Here is a 16,961-nt window from a genome sequence, read left to right on the forward strand (position 1 = left end):
GCCTGGGCCAAGGGCAAGCTCTCGGTGGACGACTACCTCCGTTACTCGCTGCAACGACTCTCCCGGCCCGACGAACTCCCCCAAGAGCTGAAGCCGGACAAGAAGCTCCCGGAAGCAGCCGGCCTCGCCCTGGGATACGCGCTCTCCCTCGCCGACAAAGCCTCGCCCGAGACACGCACGTGGGTGAAAGAGCGTCTGGAGGGGACCGTCACGCCGCCGACGGCGACCGCCGGCGCCTCCCAGGCGGCCCTCGCGTGGGGCGAATGCGACGCCGACTATTCATGGCTGGATTACAGATTCGACTGCCGTCATACCATTTCCACGACCCCGCCGATTCAGGTGCACTACAACATCCAGGGAGTCAGCGGATACTGGCAGCAGGTGAAGGGCGAGAGCATATGGGTCGCGCTGCCCGGCCTGCCCGCCGTCGACCAGGACGGCGACAAGATCCCCGATGCCGCGAACACGATGAGTGCCTCCTTGATCACCGCGTCCCAGAAATACCGGAACTGGGGTTACCAGGTGACCGGCTCGGTGATCGACGTGTACGTCGGGGTGGACACCTTCGACAATCCCGGGGTCACCTTCCAGACCGGTGACATGTTCAACGACCACCCGATCATCTTGATGTCCCACGATCCCGGGGCCAGCGCCGGCACCTCCGATTGGTACACGTACCTGCCGCGCCACGAGCTCTTCCACGCGTTCCAGTACCACTACATGTCGAACTGGCACTTCGTCGCCGCGGTACACGAGATCAACTGGTGGATGGAGGCCACCGCGGAGTGGGCCACGCACCAGGTGTACGAGCAGACGGGCCCGACGGACGCCGGGTCGAGACAGTATGCGCGAAACGTCACCGCTTTCCTCGGCAAACCCCAGGACGCGGTGAACGCGAATGACGGCCTCGGGGGAAGCAGGCAGTACGGCGCCTTCGTCCTCGCCCAATACCTGATCGAACGCACCGACTTCAATTTCGTGCTGCGCACCTGGCAGGAGATGGCCGACCGGTATCCGATCACCGCGATCTCGAACGTCCTGCGGGGTTACGGCCGGGATCCCTCGACCGAGCTCCTCGGCTTCGCCGTGGCGAACTACCGGCTGACGTCGCCGTCCTCGGCTCTCTCGGAATTCGTGGGCGCCGACGACGGGTACCAGGACGACGACGCGTACTTGGCCTGGCAGGGCATTCTGGGCAGGGCGGGCTATGGCTCCCGTCCGGCACGGGCCTCCGAGAAGTCCATGGTCTGGGGGTCGTCGGCCAGCTTCAGCCCGCTCAACACCGACCTGTGGCTGCGGCCCGGCGGCACCCAGTACTACGACTTCACTCCGGGCGGCAGCGGGCAGGGCCAGCTCAAGGTCCACGTGAACGCCCCGGACCAGCACGGAACCGACTCCGCCGCCGAGTTCCACTACCTGCTCGTGGTGTGGGACAACCTGACGAGCAGGAATCCGCTGCGCTGGGACCGCGCCGACGCGAAGGGCAACGACGATCCCGCGGAACACGACCTGTCCGTACCGATCAAGGGCGGTGAGGTGGCCACCCTCATCGTGACCCGCACGGACCTGTCCGAGAGCGCGGCGGTGACGATCGCCCAGCTGCAACCCGTCATGTGGACGGCCTCGCTGACGTCCGGCATCGTCACCACCCCTGCCGGTCCCGACACCGCCCTGAACGCCATGTGGGCCCGTCACGCCGACCGCACCGGCTACGACACCATGTGCGCGAACTGGAGCGGGGCCGACGGCACCCAGTCGGTGCTGCTGCCCAGCGGGCGGCGCGCGTGGTTCTTCTCCGACACCTACCTCGGGGACGGGGCGCTGCGCCCGACCTTCGACAAGAGCATCCTGCGCAACTCCATCGTGGTGCAGGACGGCGCGAATCCCGCGACGGCGAGCCTGCGGACCGTCACGGGCGGCAACACCTGCCGCGAGCGGGACACGTCGATCCCCAACGCCGCCGATCGCTACGCCTACAGCCCGGTGCGGTCGACAACGACCGGCAACGACCCCGCGGGCGAGTACTACTGGAGCGCCACCGGCAAGGTCCTCGGCGACAACGTCGTCTGGTTCTACCTGAAGGGCCGCAACCTGGAGTTCCTCAACTCCAGCATGGCGATCATCCCCGTCAGCAGGCTGGACAGCTCAAGCGTCGTGAACGTCGTACCGGTCGACCTGCCCAAACACAGCTACTACGGGTCCAACAACCCGATCATCTGGGGCAGTTCCGTGGTCGACGACCCCGACGGGAAGACCTACATCTACGGCTGGGCGGTGGTCGACTCCAGCAATCGCAAGAAGCCCTTCCTCGCCCGCGTACCGAAGGCCCAGCTCACGGACTTCAACGCGTGGCGCTTCTACAAGGGAAGCGGGCAGTGGACCAGCGACGGCGGCGCCACGGGCCAGGCCCAGGCCGTGCCGCTCAACTCCGCCTACACCGACCCGATGTACAGCGTGATCACCCTGAACGGCCGGTACTGGCTCGTGACCCTCGATCCGACCACCCACGCCATGGTGGCCTATCCCTCCACCACCCGGTGGGGCTTCTCCACCTCCAGGGTCACCCTCTACACCCCGCCGGAGAACGTGGGCCAGGCACCGGAGTTCAAGCTGATCTACGACCTGCACGTCCACAAGGGCCTGTCGACGAGCGGCGACAGCGTGGTGATCTCGTACAACGTCAACTCGACGGGCGTCAACATCGGCTGCCGCCCCGAGATCGACTACGTGCCCAAGATCTACCGCGCCAGGTTCGTCGACGTGCCCACGGCCTCGTTCGACCCCACCGCAGCCCGGGCGCCCGTCGCACCTCGGACGCAGGCGGGCACGTCCGGGGCCGAGGCGCTGTCCAACGGTCCGGCGGACGACGTACGCGCGGGCCGGGGCGTCAGGATCCCGCCGCCGCCCACGGGGCAACCGGCCGCGCCGGCCGCGGCCGCGGACTCCGGCCCGAAGATCGTCACCAAGGCCGCCACCGTGGCGGCGGACAACGGCTACTACAACTCTTGGGACTACCAGAGCGACGCCGACAGGCAGAAGGACCACGCGGGATGCCCCTACATCCCGGCGCCCACCGGACTCACCGGCAAGATCGTGAACACCGCGTGGGGCTGGGTGGAGCTGAACTGGAACGCCGTCGGCCCCGACGTGGGCTACAAGATCTACGAGTACAACGTCACCGAGAAGGCGAAGCGCAAGTGGCCCTGGGACTGGAGCTTCGGGCCGCCCAGGACCATCGGCCCGCTCGACGCCTATCCCGGTGACAGGGGAGACGTCTACGAGTGGTACTTGGTGCCCGTGAACATCTGGCAGCAGAACGAGACGTCCATGTCCAACAAGTTCCAGCTCCGGCTGCCCCTGTAACGGGACACACCGGCCGCTCATGGGTACGCCCCGTGGCGCGAGGGTGCTCGCGCCACGGGGCGTCCGTTGTTCGCGGCGGAGCCTCAGCTCAGGGCGAGATCCTTGATCCGGACGTCACCGGTGAAGACCAGATAGACGTCCTTCACGCCGTTCGCGCCGGAGAGCGGGGCGGTCGCGGTGGCCCAGGAGTAGACCCCGCCGGTCGCGGCGACCGGGATCGCGGCCACCTTGGCGCCGGTCGGCGAGCCGAGACGCACCTCGATGGTCCCGCCGCCCGTGGAGGCCACCCCGGCCGTCACCTTGGCGGGCTTGCGGAGCCGGACGTCCTTGAAGGCTATCCAGCCGCCGGTCGCGCCCGCCACCGCGTCGCCGCGCACCTTGGTCTCGTCGACCAGGTGGATGCCGGAGTAGTCGTCGAAGTCGGCCGCCCGGGTGGTCTTCGACAGGTCGCGGTGCGGGATGTGCTCACCCTTCACGTTGATCGTCGCTCGCTGGCGGATGGTCGCCGAGGACGATCCCACGAGCACGTCGTGGGTCGCGTTCTCGACGGTCCACCTGCTCCGCGTGACGTCCCACAGCGCGAGGTCGCTCTTCTTGACGGTGAAGGCGACCGTCGCCGTCCGGCCCGGTGCCAGCGACACCCGCTGGAACGCGCGGAGCTGCTTGACCGGCTGCTTCACCCGCGACTCGTGCTGGTGGGTGTACAGCTGGACCACCTCGTCACCGGCCCGGGAGCCGGTGTTGGTCACCTTGACCGACACCTCGTAGCCGTCACCCTTCGGCACCGCCTTGAGGCCCTGGTAGGAGAACGACGTGTACGACAGGCCGTATCCGAACGGGTAGAGCGGCTTGCCCTTGTAGTACAGGTACGTCCGGTCCTTCTTGACGATGTCGTAGTCGAGGATGCCCGGCAGCTCGTCCGCCGACCGGTACCACGTCTGGGTGAGCCGGCCCGCGGGGTTGACGTCGCCGTACAGCACGTCGGCGAGGGCGTGCCCGGTCTCGGCGCCCGCGTGGGTGGTCCACAGGATCGCCGGGACGTTGTCCTGCTCCCAGGTGATCGTGGTCGGGTAGCTGTTCTCCAGCACGACCACCGTGTTCGGGTTGGCCGCCTTCACGGCCTTGACCAGCGCCTCCTGCCTCTCGGCGAGGTTCATGTCGGTGCGGTCGTGGGCCTCCCGTCCGTTGATGAACGGCATGCTGCCGACCACGACGACCGCCACGTCGGCGGCCTTGGCCTTGGCCGCCGCGTCGTCGACGCCGCTGGAGACGACCTCCTTGGCGTAGTGGGTCGCCTGGTCGGCGGAGGTCAGGCTCAGCGTGCCGTCGGCCGCCGCCTTGACGTACGGGTCCGACCCGAACCAGCTCTCGGTCGTCTCGTAGCCGGCGTACCGCAGCAGGTACGACCCGTCGGACTGCTGCTCCAGTTTGAACTGCTCCTGCACGAACCAGCCGGACGGCTGGTCGGCGGTGTTGGCCAGCGTGGACCAGTTGGCCCGGCTGACGTACTTGCCGTTGGCGACGCTGCGCAGCGTCAGCACGCCCTGGCCCCAGTCGAACGCGTCGAACTGCTCGGTGGCCCCGGCCGATGTCGCGCTCTCCTTCAGGTCGCCGCCGGCCGCGGGGGCGCTGATGTACCTGCCGGTGGCGACGTCCTTCAGCGCGATGCGGTCGACGCCCTCCGAGGAGGTCACCGACGCCGCCCGCTCCTTGATCCCGTCGAGCGGGGTCACCTTGTACGGCAGACTGCCCGAATACCAGTCGGTGTAGAGCACGTTGGCCAGCGGGCCGACCACGGCGACCTTCTTGCCGGGCTTCAGCGGCAGCGCCCCGCCGGAGTTCTTCAGCAGCACCATCGCCTCGGCCGCGGTCTCGCGGGCCAGCTTCTGGTTCGCCGGGCTGTTGACCACGTCCTTGGTGATCTTCGCGTACGGCCCGCCGTCGGGGTCGAACTCGCCGAGCCGGAAGCGGATCGCGAGCTGGTGCCCGACCGCCTTGTCGACGTCCGATTCGCTGAGCAGCCCCTTCGACAGCGCCTCCTTGACGGCCGCGACCGTCGGGGCCCCGTTGGTGTCGTCCACGGTCATGCTGTCGAGGCCCGCCTTGATGAGCGCGGCGTCGGCCTCGGCCTGGGTGGCGTGATACTTCTCGGTCTGCACGAGGTTGTTCGGCGCCCAGGCGTCGGAGACGTTGAACAGCGTCCGCTTCGTCCAGGAGCGCACCACGTCGTTCAGGTCCGGGCTGACCGTGTTGGGCCGGCCGTTGACGAGGTTGTACGACGCCATCACGCCGGTCGCCGCGTCGGCCTCGATCGCCGGTTTGAAGGCCGCCTCGTCGTACTCGTGCTTGACCCGCGGCGGCAGTTCCGAGGAGGTGGTGTCGCGGCCGGCCTCGTTGTTGTTGGCCAGGTAGTGCTTCAGCGTGGGCGCCGTCTTCAGATGGTCGGGGTCGTCGCCCTCCATGCCCGAGCCGTACGCCGTGGAGATGGCGCCGGTCAGCAGCGGGTCCTCCGAGTAACCCTCCTCGTTGCGGCCCCAGCGGGGGTCGCGCAGCAGGTTGACCACGGGCGCCCAGAGGTTGAGCCCCCACACCCTGGGGTTCTCGGCGTGGAAGCCGCGGGCCTCGTCGCCGACGGCGGAGCCGACCCGCTTGATCAGGGCGGTGTCCCAGGTGCTGGCCAGGCCGACGGCCTGCGGGAAGACGGTGCCCTTAGCCGTGACGACCGCGCCGCCGTTGTCGTGGTCGGTGGACCAGGCCACGCCGTGCAGGGCCTCGGTGCCCGTCTTGAACAAGCCGATGCCGAGGCGGTCGATCGCCGGGGAGTACTGGTGCAGCATCGCCACCTTCTCGTCCAGCGTGAGCCGGCCGAGCAGGTCGTCGATGCGCTGGGCGAGCGGCAGCGAGGGATCGCGGAACGGATAGTCGTCGGCCGCCCTCGCGGGGCCGGCGCCCAGGCTCAGTGCCAGAGCCAGGGCGGCCGACGCGGACAGCATCGCCGAACGGCGATGGGACATTGCGCCTCCAGGTCAGGTAGTGACGCGTTACTTGGGGGGTGTTACTTGATCGCGCCGACCGTGATGCCACGGGTCAGCGTGCGCTGGAAGATCAGGAAGAAGGCCACGGCGGGGATGACGCCGAGCAGCGCGGACGCGCTGGACATGGTGGCGTCCATCATCTTCTCGCCCTGCAGGACGCCCAGGGCGACCGGCACGGTCTGGTTGTCGTTGGCGATGAGGAACACCATCGGCAGGAAGAACTCGTTCCACGTCCAGATGAAGAAGAAGATGAGCAGCACCGAGAGGGTCGGGCGGCTGATCGGCACGACGATGCCCCACAGCATCCGCCACCTGCTCGCGCCGTCGATCTCGGCCGCCTCCAGGATCCCCCGGGGAAACTGCCCGAGCACCGACGAGAGCAGGTAGGTCCCGAAGGCCGCCTGGATCACGGTGAAGATCAGGATGACGGCGAGCTTCGAGTCGTACAGCCCTGCCTCCTTGGACAGGTAGTAGAGCGGGTAGACCAGCGCCTCCTGCGGCAGCGTGTTGGCGACCAGGAACAGCACCAGGATCCACAGACGCCCGCGGACCTTGCCGATGCCCAGCGCGTACGCGTTGAGCACCGACAGCACCACCGCGGCGACCGCGACGACGCCACTGATCAGGAGGCTGTTCCAGAGCTTGAGGCCGAAGTCGACGCGATCCCAGAAGGCGACGATCCCGTCCAGATAGAGCCCGTGGGGCAGGCTCAGCGGGCCGCCGGAGGAGTATTCGGCCGGGGACTTGAACGCGTTGAGCGTGACGATGACGAAGGGGAAGAGCATCACGACCGCGAGCACGACCAGTGCCGCGAGCACGGCCCACCGGCCCGGCTGACGGAAGGTGCGATCGGCGTTCACGAGCCGCCCTCCTGGTCACGCTCCTGCACGCGCAGGAAGAGGAAGGTCACCACGACGATGATCAGGGCGAGCACGGTCGCGATCGCCGAGCCGTATCCGACGTTGACCTTCTGGAAGAAGTTCAGATAGGAGAAGTACGACGGCACCATGGTCGCGGAACCGGGCCCTCCCCTGGTGAGCACGAAGATCGGACCGAACACCTTGAGCGCCGCGATCGTGCAGGTCAGCAGCACCACGAAGATCTCCGGCCGGATCTGCGGGACCGTGATGTGCCAGAACCTGCGCGACCACGAGGCGCCGTCGATCTCGGCCGCCTCGTACAGCGAGGGATCGACCCGCTGGAGCCCGGCCATGAAGATGACGACCGGGTAGCCGAGCTGGAACCACACCATGATCGCCATGACCGTCGCCAGCGCGATGTCGGGGTCGCCCAGCCAGTTGACCTTCAGTCCGAAGATCTGGTTCACCGCGCCGTACGACGGGTGGAGCATCCACCCCCAGACCACGCCGGCCACCGCGACGGGCAGCACCTGCGGCAGGTAGAACGCCGCGCGCAGGGCCGAGGCCGTGCGCCCGCCGAACCGCTTGGCGATGTAGTCGAACAGCGCGGCGGCGAGCACCAGGCCGATGATCGTCGGCACCACGGCCATCGCGACGATCAGTGCGACGTTGTGCTCGAAGGACGCCCAGAAACGCTCGTCCTTGAACAGCTTGGTGTAGTTGTCGAGCCCGATCCACTTGGGGGTGCCGACGCCGGACCAGCGGGTGAAGCTCGTCGCGACGTTCATCAGGAACGGGACGACGATGATCGCGAGGAACAGCACCAGGCTCGGAACCAGGTAGAGCCAGTAGCCGCCCCTTCCGCGCGGGCGGGCCGCGCCCGCGCCGGGTGGTGCCATGTGCAGACCTTTCGGGAAGGTCCGGCGGCGGGGACCGGTCAGGCAGCCCCGCCGCCGGGGTCGGGGGGGTTACTCGGCGATGTCTGCCAGGTTGTCGTTGTACGGCTGGGCGATCTCGTCCAGGACCTCCTCCGGCTTCTTGCTGCCGTTGATCAGTTCCTGGACACCGGCGACGAGCACGTCGTAGTAGCCGGGGGCCGGCCAGTCGGGGTAGAAGGCCAGGCCGTCCTGCGTCGAGAGCTTGTTGAAGTTCTCGATGAGCTCCTTGTTCTGCGCGTCGGTGATCGCCGCGGGGTCTGCCGCGACCGGGACGCCGCCCGAGTTGCCGAGCAGGTTCTGGATCTCCTTCTTCATCGTGATGTCGATGAAGTCGTAGGCGAGGTCCTTGTTCTCGGACTTCTCGGGCACCACCCAGATGTTGCCGCTGGAACCCGGGGCGAACTGGCCGGGCCACAGGAACGAGCCCCACTTGAAGCCCTTGATCTCCTCGGCCAGCCGGCCGAACCACCAGCTGCCCGACACCATGATCGGGTACTTGCCGCCGATGAACGCCACGCCCATGTCCTCGGCCTTCATGCCGGCCGAGTCCTTGCCGATGTAGCCCTTCTTCACCCAGTCGGAGATCGTCTGCGCGGCGTAGGTGAACTCGGGGCCGTGGAAGTCGACCTTGCCCTTGTAGAGCTCGAAGGAGTCGATCCAGGCCCGGTTGGCCTTGTTCAGAGCGAGCAGGTAGAAGAGCTGCTGGGCGGGATACTCGGCGCCCGCCATCGCGATCGGCGTGGTGCCCTTCTTCGCGAACGCGTCGAGCGCTGCGGTGAACTCGTCGAAGGTGGTGGGCACCTTGACGCCCGCCTTCTCGAACATGTCCTTGTTGTAGTAGACCATCACGTATTCGCCGTAGTTCGGCACGCCGAACCACTTGCCCGAGCCCATGATGCCGCGCTCGTCATACTTCGCGGTGGTCTGCAGCGATGGGCTGAGCAGCTTGTCCCAGCCGCGCTTGGTCGCCTCCTCCGTCAGGTCGGTGAGCAGGCCCTGCTTGGACAGCTGACCGGCCGTCGCGTTGCCCTTGTTGTACTCCATGATGTCGGGCGCCTCGTCGGAGTTGAGGACCATGGACGCCGTCTTCTGGATCTGCTCGAAGCCCTTCTCCTCGAACTTCACCTTGACGCCGGGGTGGCCGGCCTCGAAATCCTTGATGGCCTGCGCCCAGGCGGTGCCCATGGCGCTGTTGCCGGTCTCGTAGTGCCAGAGGGTGAGCGTCTTGCTCTCCGCGGAGCCGCCGCCGCTGCTGCTGCCGCCCTTGGACTCGTCGGAGGAACCGCCGCACGCGCCGAGCGCGAGCGCGGCGGCGGCCAGCGCCGCCACCGCCGCGCTCCTGCCTAATCTGAACATGGTCTTTCTCCAGGGGGTTTCGTCTATTTGAGGACGACCGGGGCGCCGGGGCCGACGAACTCGACGCCGTCGATCTGCTTGGGGCCCGCGGCGGTGACGACCAGGCTGTCGCCGTCCCGCACCGCCGTGACCGTCGTGACCCCGTCCAGGTCCCTGATCGTCGTACGGCTCTCGCGCTCCGGCAGGCCGAAGGCGAGCAGCGAGACCCGGGGGTCGTCGGTCACCGTGTCGCCCGGCTCGGTGACCGGGATCAGCGAGCCGTGCCGTGCGAACAGGGGGATCTGGTCGAGCGGTGGCGACACCGTGACGTAACGCCCGCCGTCGACGGCCTCACCGGTCCAGTAGTCCACCCACACCCCCGAGGGCAGGTAGACCTTCCGGGTGCCGTCGGCGGAGGTCATCGGGGCGACGAGCAGATCGGTGCCGAGAAGGTACTCCAGGTCCGCCTGCCAGGCCACCGGGTCGTCCGGATAGTCGACGCACAACGCGCGCAGCATCGGCGCGCCCGTGTCGGCCGCGGTGACGGCCGCCGAATAGATGTACGGCATGAGCCGGTAGCGCAGCCGCAGGGCCGCGATGGCGGCCTGCTCGGCGTGCGGCGGGAACTCCCAGGGCTCCCGGGTGGTCGTGCCGTGGAACCGTACGAGCGGGGACAGCGCGGCGAACTGCGACCAGCGGATGTAGAGGTCCGGGCTGGGCGTGCCGGTGAATCCGCCCGCGTCGTGGCTCCAGTAGGGGACGCCGGACAGGCCGTGCGAGAGGCCGCCGCGGATCGTGCTGCCCATCGCGGAGTAGGTGGTGTCGACGTCGCCGCTCCATTGGGCGGAGTGGCGCTGGCCGCCGAGGTAGGACGAGCGGGCCCAGACCAGGCCGTGCCCGTTCACCTCGCGGGTCACGTCCGCGACGATGTCGTTGAACAGCAGCGTGTAGACGTTGTGCAGCTCGGTGCCGGTCATGCCGTTGAAGGCCACGGCGTCGGCGGGGACGCCCTCGGCGAAGTCGGTCTTGAACGCCGCCACACCCTCGCGCAGGCGGTCGCGCAGCAGTCCCTTGAACCACTCGACGGCCTCGGGATTGGTGAAGTCGACGATGCCGCAGGCCGGGTAGGAGCCGTGCCAGGTGTCGGCGACGTACGTCTCACCGTCCGGCCGCTTGAGGAAGTAGCCCTTCTCCGACGCCTCGGCGAAGGCCGGGCTGAGGTGCGAGATGTAGGAGTTCATCCACAGGCAGACCTCGAAGCCCTGTTCCTTGAGCGTGGCGAGCATGCCCACCGGGTCGGGGAACGTCTCCGGGTCCCACTGGAGGTCCGACCAGTGCCCGTCGGCCTGCCAGTAGCAGTCGAGGTGGAGCACGTCGCAGGGAATACCCCGCTCCCTGATCTTCCTGGCGCGCTCCAGCACGCGCTCCTGGCTGTCGCGGAAGAAGCCCGAGGAGATCCAGGTGCCGAACGCCCACTTCGGCGGCAGCTGCGGCCGGCAGGTCAGCCCGTCGAACCGGTCCAGGACCTCGGCCGGGGTCGGTCCCGCGATCACGTAGTAGTCGATGAGGTCGTCGGGAACGATGATCTGCACGGCGCTGTGCGTGGACTGGCACATGTCGAACTCGACCGGCGTGCCGCTGTCGACGCAGATGCCGTACCCCCGGCTGGACAGGTAGAAGGGCACGTTCTTGTACGCGCGCTGCGACTCGGCGCCGAACGCGTCGAAGTTCCACATGAGCGGGCGCTGGCCGCGCTTGTCGAGGGGCGTGAACGACTCGCCGAAGCCGCCGAACGCCTCGTCGGCCGGCGCCACGAACGTGTCGTGGTAGGCGACGGGGGCGCCGTCGGCGGCCGAGCGGCCGAACGGCAGCGTGCGCAGCCGGCCGCTGATGTCGGGATGGCCCGGGTCCTGCTCCACCAGCGTCCGGCCGGCCCGGTCGGTGAAGCGCATGTTCCACGGGTGCAGCCGCACCTCGGCCCGCAGCGATCCCGCGTCGACCACCACGCGGCTGTGGCTCGCCTCCACGACGGCGGCGCCGTACTCGCCGGGAGTGACCATCGAGATCGCGCGCGCGGACCGGGTGCGCGCGTCGGGGTCCTCCGACAGGCGCACCCGGATCACCCCCTCGCCCGCGACCGTGATCTGCACGACGAGCGTCTCCTCCGCCGAGGTGGAGCCCTTGAGCGTCACGCCCCGGCCGTCGGAGGCCACCACCTCCGCGCTGGTCAGCGCGGACAGGCCCTCCTCGCCCGGCTCGCGCACCGGAAGCTCGGGAGGATCCGCCACGAAGAACTCGCGCGCGATCAAGGGGGGACGGTACGGCATTGCGGCACTCCATGGGCTCATCCGGCGATTGTGGAGTTAGTTTGCCGTCCATCCCAACAAAGGTCAATGGTTTGAACCTGGTCCGGATTTGTCCAAGTTATTCCGGTTTATGTCTTGTTGGGGTAATGTGACCGCAATCTCGCGCCAAGGTAGGTGACATGGACAAGTTCGTGCACGTGATGCCGCTCGACGACGTGATCGGCCATGAGGGCAGCCCGGAGTGCGTGTGCGGCCCGGGGAGCCAGCCCGTCACCGCCGCCGACCTCGGCGAGACGGTTCCCCATACGGACGGCGACACCGTCGCGCTCGGCTGGTCCCGCCCCGCCGTCGGCGTCGTCTATCAACACCACGCACTCAGCCCCTGCCGCGAGTGGGAAGCCATCCCCGAACCCTGAGGGCTTCAATAGCCGTCAATCACCGCCATTTCTGTGAACCATCGGTAATTGACTGACTACGTTCAGTAACGTCTCGGTCATGCCCGGTATTGATCACGAGATGCCACTCGAACTCATCCGCAACCGGCCGGAGACGGCGGTCGAGCTGCTGCGCTGCGCGAAGAGGATCGAGCTGCCGCCCTTCGCCGCCGCGCGCGTGGAGTCGGCCGACAGCACCCAGCCCTCGCCGATCGAGTTCCGCGCCGACTCGGTCGTGGTGCTGCGAGACGAGACCGGAGCGGCACTGATGGCCGTAATCGTGGAGGTCCAGCAGGGCCGGGACGCCGGCAAGCGGTTCAGCTGGCCGGTCTACGTCACGACGTTGCGGTCCCAGCACAAGTGCGACACCGCGCTGCTGGTCATCTGCCCGGATCGAGCGACGGCCCGTTGGTGTGAAAGGACGATCCACCTGGGCCCGAGCGGCACCATCACACCGCTGGCGATCGACCCCGGCTGCATCCCCCTGATCACCGACCCCGACCAGGCCCGCGCCAGCCCGGAACTCGCCGTCCTCTCAGCCGTGGCGCACCCCGAGGAGGCCGAGGACGGCCCCGCGCTGGAGGCCATGCTGGCAGGGTTGAAGACCCTGGATCAGGAGCAGAGGACTCTATATTTGAACTACGTATTCAGTTCGCTACCGGAAGTGACGATCAAGCGTCTGAAGGAGATGGTGAGCATCATTCGGGACTTCGAAGACCTTGGAAAGAAGTACTTCTCCCACTGGGTGGCGGAAGGTGAGATCAAGGCGATCTTCAACGTGCTGGATGCGCGCGGCCTGGAGATCTCCGACGACGCCCGCGAGCGGATCCGCCGATGCGAGAACCCGGACCAGTTGATCGACTGGGTCCGTAAGGCCGCCGTCGTCACCTCGGCCGACGACCTGTTCAACGAGTGATGCAAGACTTCGACTACCTGGGAGAGAAATATTTCCCTCACTGGCTCGAAGCGGGCCGCGCCCTTGGACAAGCGCGGGCAACGTTGGTCGCGGGAATTGTCACCGTGCTGGAGATGCGTGGCGTGAAGGTCTCCGACGACGCGGGGAAACGGATCGACCAATGTGAGAGCCTCGATCAACTGGGCGCGTGGCTGCGCAAGGCTCCCAAGGTCAAATCGGCCGACGATCTTTTTGTCTGAAGCCCTGTCCACCGACGTTCAGCGGAATCGCGTGAGCGGAGCGGAAGGGAGCGAGGACCGGAGCGAAGGCCCAGCGGAGCGGGCTTCGCGAGGACCGGAGGTTCCTTCCAGCGCAGCGTCCGGCCGGCGCAGCGTCCGGGACGGGCTTCGCGAGGACCGGAGGTTCCTTCCAGCGCAGCGTCCGGCCGGCGCAGCGTCCGGGACGGGCTTCGCGAGGACCGGAGGTTCCTTCCAGCGCAGCGTCCGGCCGCCGAGGTCTTCAGACACCACACAAGAGCGGGGCCGCCCGGGGTATTCGCACTCCCGGACGGCCCGCTCGGTTTCAGTCGGTTACGGGGTCCATCGGATGTTCGGGTTGAGGTGGCCGGTCCAGTCGAAGACGGCCATGTTGTCCCAGCCGTCGCCGGTGCCGTTGATGTTCGCCGGGTCCCAGCCGTTGCCGGGCACGGCGTACCAGGTCGGCTCCCAGTAGAAGACGCCGACGGCGCCCGCGTTGCGGGCCGTGCTCTGCACCGCCGCGAACTCGGCGCCCTGCCCCTGCCAGGTCAGGCCGTACCCCGGGCAGCCCGACGTGACCGAGTTGCCCTCCCAGTCGGCGTTGTCGGGCGTGAAGGGGTAGGCCGTCTCGGCGATGACAACCGGCTTGCCGTAGCGGGACCGCACGTCCGAGATCACGCTGGACAGGTTGGACAGCGTGCCGTGCCACATGCAGTAGTACGACAGGCCGGTGATGTCCCAGGGCACGCCCTTGGCCCTGATGCCGTCGTAGAACCAGCGGGCGTGGGCGTCGCTGTCGGCGTCCGCGGTATGGATGATCACCTGGGTGCCGGGGTTGCATGCCTTGGTCGCGTTGTAGCCGGCCTTGAGCAGCAGGCTCAGGTTCGTGAAGTCGTTGTTGACGACCTTGCCGTCGTTCCACAGCATGCCGACGTTGATCTCGTTGCCGATCTGCACGCTGTCGGGGGTGGTGCCCTGTGCCTTGAGGCTGGAGCACACGTCGTAGGTGTAGTTGTAGACGTCGGTCTGCAACTGGCCGATGCCATGGCTCGCCCAGGCCGCGGGCTTGTACTGCTTGCCGGGATCCGACCAGGTGTCCGAGTAGTGGAAGTCGACCAGCAGCTTCAGGCCCTTGGCCTTGACCGTCCTGGCGTACTGAAGCACCTTGGCCTTGTTGTTGTAGCCGCTGGCCGGGTTGTTCCAGATCCGCAGGCGGACGTAGTTGACGCCGACGCCCTTGAGGATGTCGAGCGGGTCCCTCTGGTTGCCGCTCGCGTCGTAGTACCTCGCACCCAGATCGAGGGAGCGCTGCACGGAGGAGACGTCGGCTCCGAGCATGGTCAGTGTGCCGGCGGCGTGCGCCGGTTGCGCGGCGGGGAGCACCGCGGCGGCGCACAGGACCAGCGCCGCCAGGATCTTTCTCATGGTTCCTCCGGTCAGGAGAGGATCTGATGGACGCCCCCGAACCCCGATCCCCCGATACCCCCGGCGCCACCGGTCAGGTGCGGCGCCGGGGGAGCTCATGTGCGGACGACCACGACGCCTCCGGCCGGCACCGTCGCCGGACCGTCGTACGCGGCGCCGTCGAGCACTCCCGTGCCGGTCACCCCGGGCACGGTCACCGGCGCGTCCGCGTGGTTGATGAGGAACAAGTGGTCACCCCGCCGTACGAGTTCCAGCGTGTCGGGGAGGCCGCGCGGCCGGTCGACGCCCGCGTGGTCGAGGACCTCCGTGAGGAGCGTACGCAGGCCGGGCTCGGCGTCCAAGGCCGTGGACACGTACCACGCGGTGCCCGCGCCCAGGTCGTGCCGCGTGACGGCGGGATGCCCGGCGTCGGGGCCGTCGGCGAACTCGCGTACGGCCCGCGCCCCCGCGAGCCGTACGCGCTCGGACCAGATCCGGCCGGTCACGCCGGTCACACCCTCGGGTGACTCGGATGACTCCGACGGCCCCAGCACGACCGTCTCGCGCTCGCGAAGCGGGTGGAACTCCTCGACGGCCACGCCGAGCACCTCGCGCAGCGCCCCGGGGTACGGCCCCGGGTGGATGGTGTCGTTCTCGTCCACGATGCCGGAGAAGTACGACACGAGCAGATGCCCGCCCGCCTCCACGTAGCGGTGCAGGTTCTTCGCCGGCGCCTCGCCGAGCAGGTAGGAACTGGGCGCGACGACCAGCCGGTACGGCGACAGGTCGGCCGACGGGTGGACGAAGTCGACGGTGACGTGCTCGCGCCACAGCGCCTCGTAGTAGGCCTCGATCCGTTCCCGGAAGCGCAGGTCGGCCGAGGGCCGCCACTCGAGTTCGAGCGCCCAGTAGGACTCCCAGTCCCACACCACGGCGACGTCGGCCGTCACCCGCGCGCCCCTGACCTCGGCGAGCCTGCGCAGGTCCGCGCCGAGCGCGACCACGTCTCGCCAGATCCGGGAGTCGGTGCCCGCGTGCGGCACCATCGCCGAGTGGAACTTCTCCGCGCCATAGCGGGAGGCGCGCCACTGGAAGAACATCGCCGAGTCGGAGCCGCGCGCCACGTGGGCGAGGGTGTTGCGGCGCATCTCCCCCGGCCGTTTGGCGAGGTTGCGCGGCTGCCAGTTGACCGCGCCCGTCGAGTGTTCCATCAGCATCCAGGGACGGCCTCCGGCCACCGACCGGGTCAGGTCGGCGGCCATGGCCAGCTCGATGTGCGGCTCGGCCCGTGCCGAGTCGAGGTAGTGGTCGTTGGCGACCACGTCGACCTCGGCGGCCCAGCGCCAGTAGTCCATCGGTTTGCAGTTGGGGATCATGAAGTTGGTCGTGACCGGCAGGTCGCTGAACCGGCGGATCGTCTCGCGCTCCCTGCGGAAGCAGGCGATGTGCGCGTCGACCGAGAACCGCATGAAGTCGAGCTGGAGCCCGGTGAGCACACCCACGGGCGCGGCGACGGGCGGTTCGACCTCCTCGAACGAGCCGTAGGTCAGCCCCCAGAAGGTGGTGCCCCAGGCGGCGTTGAGCGCGCCCACGTCCCCGTACATGTCCCGCAGCCAGGCGCGGAACGCCTCGGCCGACGCCGGGCAGTAGCAGTGGGCGTTGGCCCAGCCGTACTCGTTGTGCACGTGCCACATGGCCAGGGCGGGATGGCCGGCGTATCGCGCGGCCAGGGCGGCGACGATCCGTTCGGACGCCGCGGCGTAGTCGGGCGAGCTCGGACAGAAGCTGTGCCGGGAGCCGCCGCCGAGCACGTGGCCCTCCCTGTCCACCAGGCGGCTGCCGGGATAGCCGCGGCGGAACCACATGGGCGGCGAGGAGGTGGGGGTGGCGAGATCGGCGTGCACCCCGGCCGAGTGGAGCAGGTCGAGGATCCGGTCCAGCCGGGAGAAGTCGTACTCACCCTCCCGCGGCTCGATCAGTCCCCAGTTGAAGACGCCGACGGTGACCAGGTTCACCCCGGCCTCGCGCATCAGGCGGACGTCCTCCCGCCACACCTCCTCCGGCCACTGCTCGGGGTTGTAGTCCCCGCCGTACGCGAGGCCCTCGGGCAGGACGGGATATCCGGGCACGTCTC

At 68.3% G+C, this 16,961-nt stretch carries 11 protein-coding genes; 4 read left to right on the top strand and 7 right to left on the bottom strand.

Annotated features, from left to right (window positions below):
• Window positions 1-24: 24 nt before the first annotated feature.
• Window positions 25-3,363, top strand: a complete 3,339-nt coding sequence (locus tag AB0O28_RS22610; protein ID WP_363643155.1) for a hypothetical protein — start codon at window positions 25-27, stop codon at window positions 3,361-3,363.
• Window positions 3,364-3,446: 83 nt separating this feature from the next.
• On the opposite strand, the gene AB0O28_RS22615 is transcribed toward AB0O28_RS22610, so the two are convergent.
• The 5 genes from AB0O28_RS22615 to AB0O28_RS22635 all read right to left on the bottom strand — a co-directional run bounded on the left by AB0O28_RS22615 (window position 3,447) and on the right by AB0O28_RS22635 (window position 11,840).
• The gene (locus AB0O28_RS22615) at window positions 3,447-6,377 is read right to left on the bottom strand and encodes a glycoside hydrolase family 3 C-terminal domain-containing protein (protein ID WP_363643157.1); all 2,931 of its coding nucleotides are present in this window, start codon (window positions 6,375-6,377) and stop codon (window positions 3,447-3,449) included.
• A 41-nt stretch (window positions 6,378-6,418) separates the two neighbouring features.
• Window positions 6,419-7,258, bottom strand: coding sequence for a carbohydrate ABC transporter permease (locus AB0O28_RS22620; protein ID WP_363643159.1), 840 nt, complete (start codon window positions 7,256-7,258; stop codon window positions 6,419-6,421).
• Window positions 7,255-8,157 carry a sugar ABC transporter permease gene (locus AB0O28_RS22625; RefSeq protein ID WP_363643161.1) on the bottom strand — a complete coding sequence of 301 codons (903 nt, stop codon included), beginning with the start codon at window positions 8,155-8,157 and terminating at the stop codon, window positions 7,255-7,257. Before AB0O28_RS22625 ends, AB0O28_RS22620 begins: the two co-directional genes overlap by 4 nt.
• Window positions 8,158-8,226: 69 nt before the next feature.
• Window positions 8,227-9,552 (bottom strand): extracellular solute-binding protein, encoded by a 1,326-nt coding sequence (locus AB0O28_RS22630; protein WP_363643163.1) that lies wholly within the window; start codon window positions 9,550-9,552, stop codon window positions 8,227-8,229.
• Between the two features lie 23 nt (window positions 9,553-9,575).
• Complete coding sequence (locus tag AB0O28_RS22635; protein ID WP_363643165.1) at window positions 9,576-11,840, bottom strand: TIM-barrel domain-containing protein; 2,265 nt, start codon at window positions 11,838-11,840, stop codon at window positions 9,576-9,578.
• A 176-nt stretch (window positions 11,841-12,016) separates the two neighbouring features.
• Here AB0O28_RS22635 and AB0O28_RS22640 point away from each other — a divergent pair, with 176 nt between their 5' ends.
• The 3 genes from AB0O28_RS22640 (at window position 12,017) to AB0O28_RS22650 (ending at window position 13,426) form a co-directional block, all read left to right on the top strand.
• Window positions 12,017-12,253, top strand: a complete 237-nt coding sequence (locus tag AB0O28_RS22640; protein ID WP_363643167.1) for a hypothetical protein — start codon at window positions 12,017-12,019, stop codon at window positions 12,251-12,253.
• A gap of 79 nt (window positions 12,254-12,332) precedes the next feature.
• Entirely contained in the window at window positions 12,333-13,187 is an 855-nt protein-coding gene (locus tag AB0O28_RS22645) for a hypothetical protein (RefSeq protein WP_363643169.1), read from the top strand.
• Window positions 13,187-13,426 (top strand): hypothetical protein, encoded by a 240-nt coding sequence (locus AB0O28_RS22650; RefSeq protein WP_363643171.1) that lies wholly within the window; start codon window positions 13,187-13,189, stop codon window positions 13,424-13,426. Before AB0O28_RS22645 ends, AB0O28_RS22650 begins: the two co-directional genes overlap by 1 nt.
• A 330-nt stretch (window positions 13,427-13,756) precedes the next feature.
• Here AB0O28_RS22650 and AB0O28_RS22655 read toward each other — a convergent pair whose 3' ends face one another.
• Both AB0O28_RS22655 and AB0O28_RS22660 read right to left on the bottom strand, forming a co-directional pair.
• A complete protein-coding gene (locus AB0O28_RS22655) occupies window positions 13,757-14,848 on the bottom strand; it encodes a glycosyl hydrolase 53 family protein (RefSeq protein WP_363643173.1) in 1,092 nt (363 codons plus the stop codon).
• A gap of 95 nt (window positions 14,849-14,943) precedes the next feature.
• Entirely contained in the window at window positions 14,944-16,956 is a 2,013-nt protein-coding gene (locus tag AB0O28_RS22660; RefSeq protein WP_363643175.1) for a beta-galactosidase, read from the bottom strand.
• Window positions 16,957-16,961 lie beyond the last annotated feature (5 nt).

It is taken from the genome of Microbispora sp. NPDC088329 (assembly GCF_040685655.1).
In the GTDB taxonomy this organism is placed as follows: domain Bacteria; phylum Actinomycetota; class Actinomycetes; order Streptosporangiales; family Streptosporangiaceae; genus Microbispora.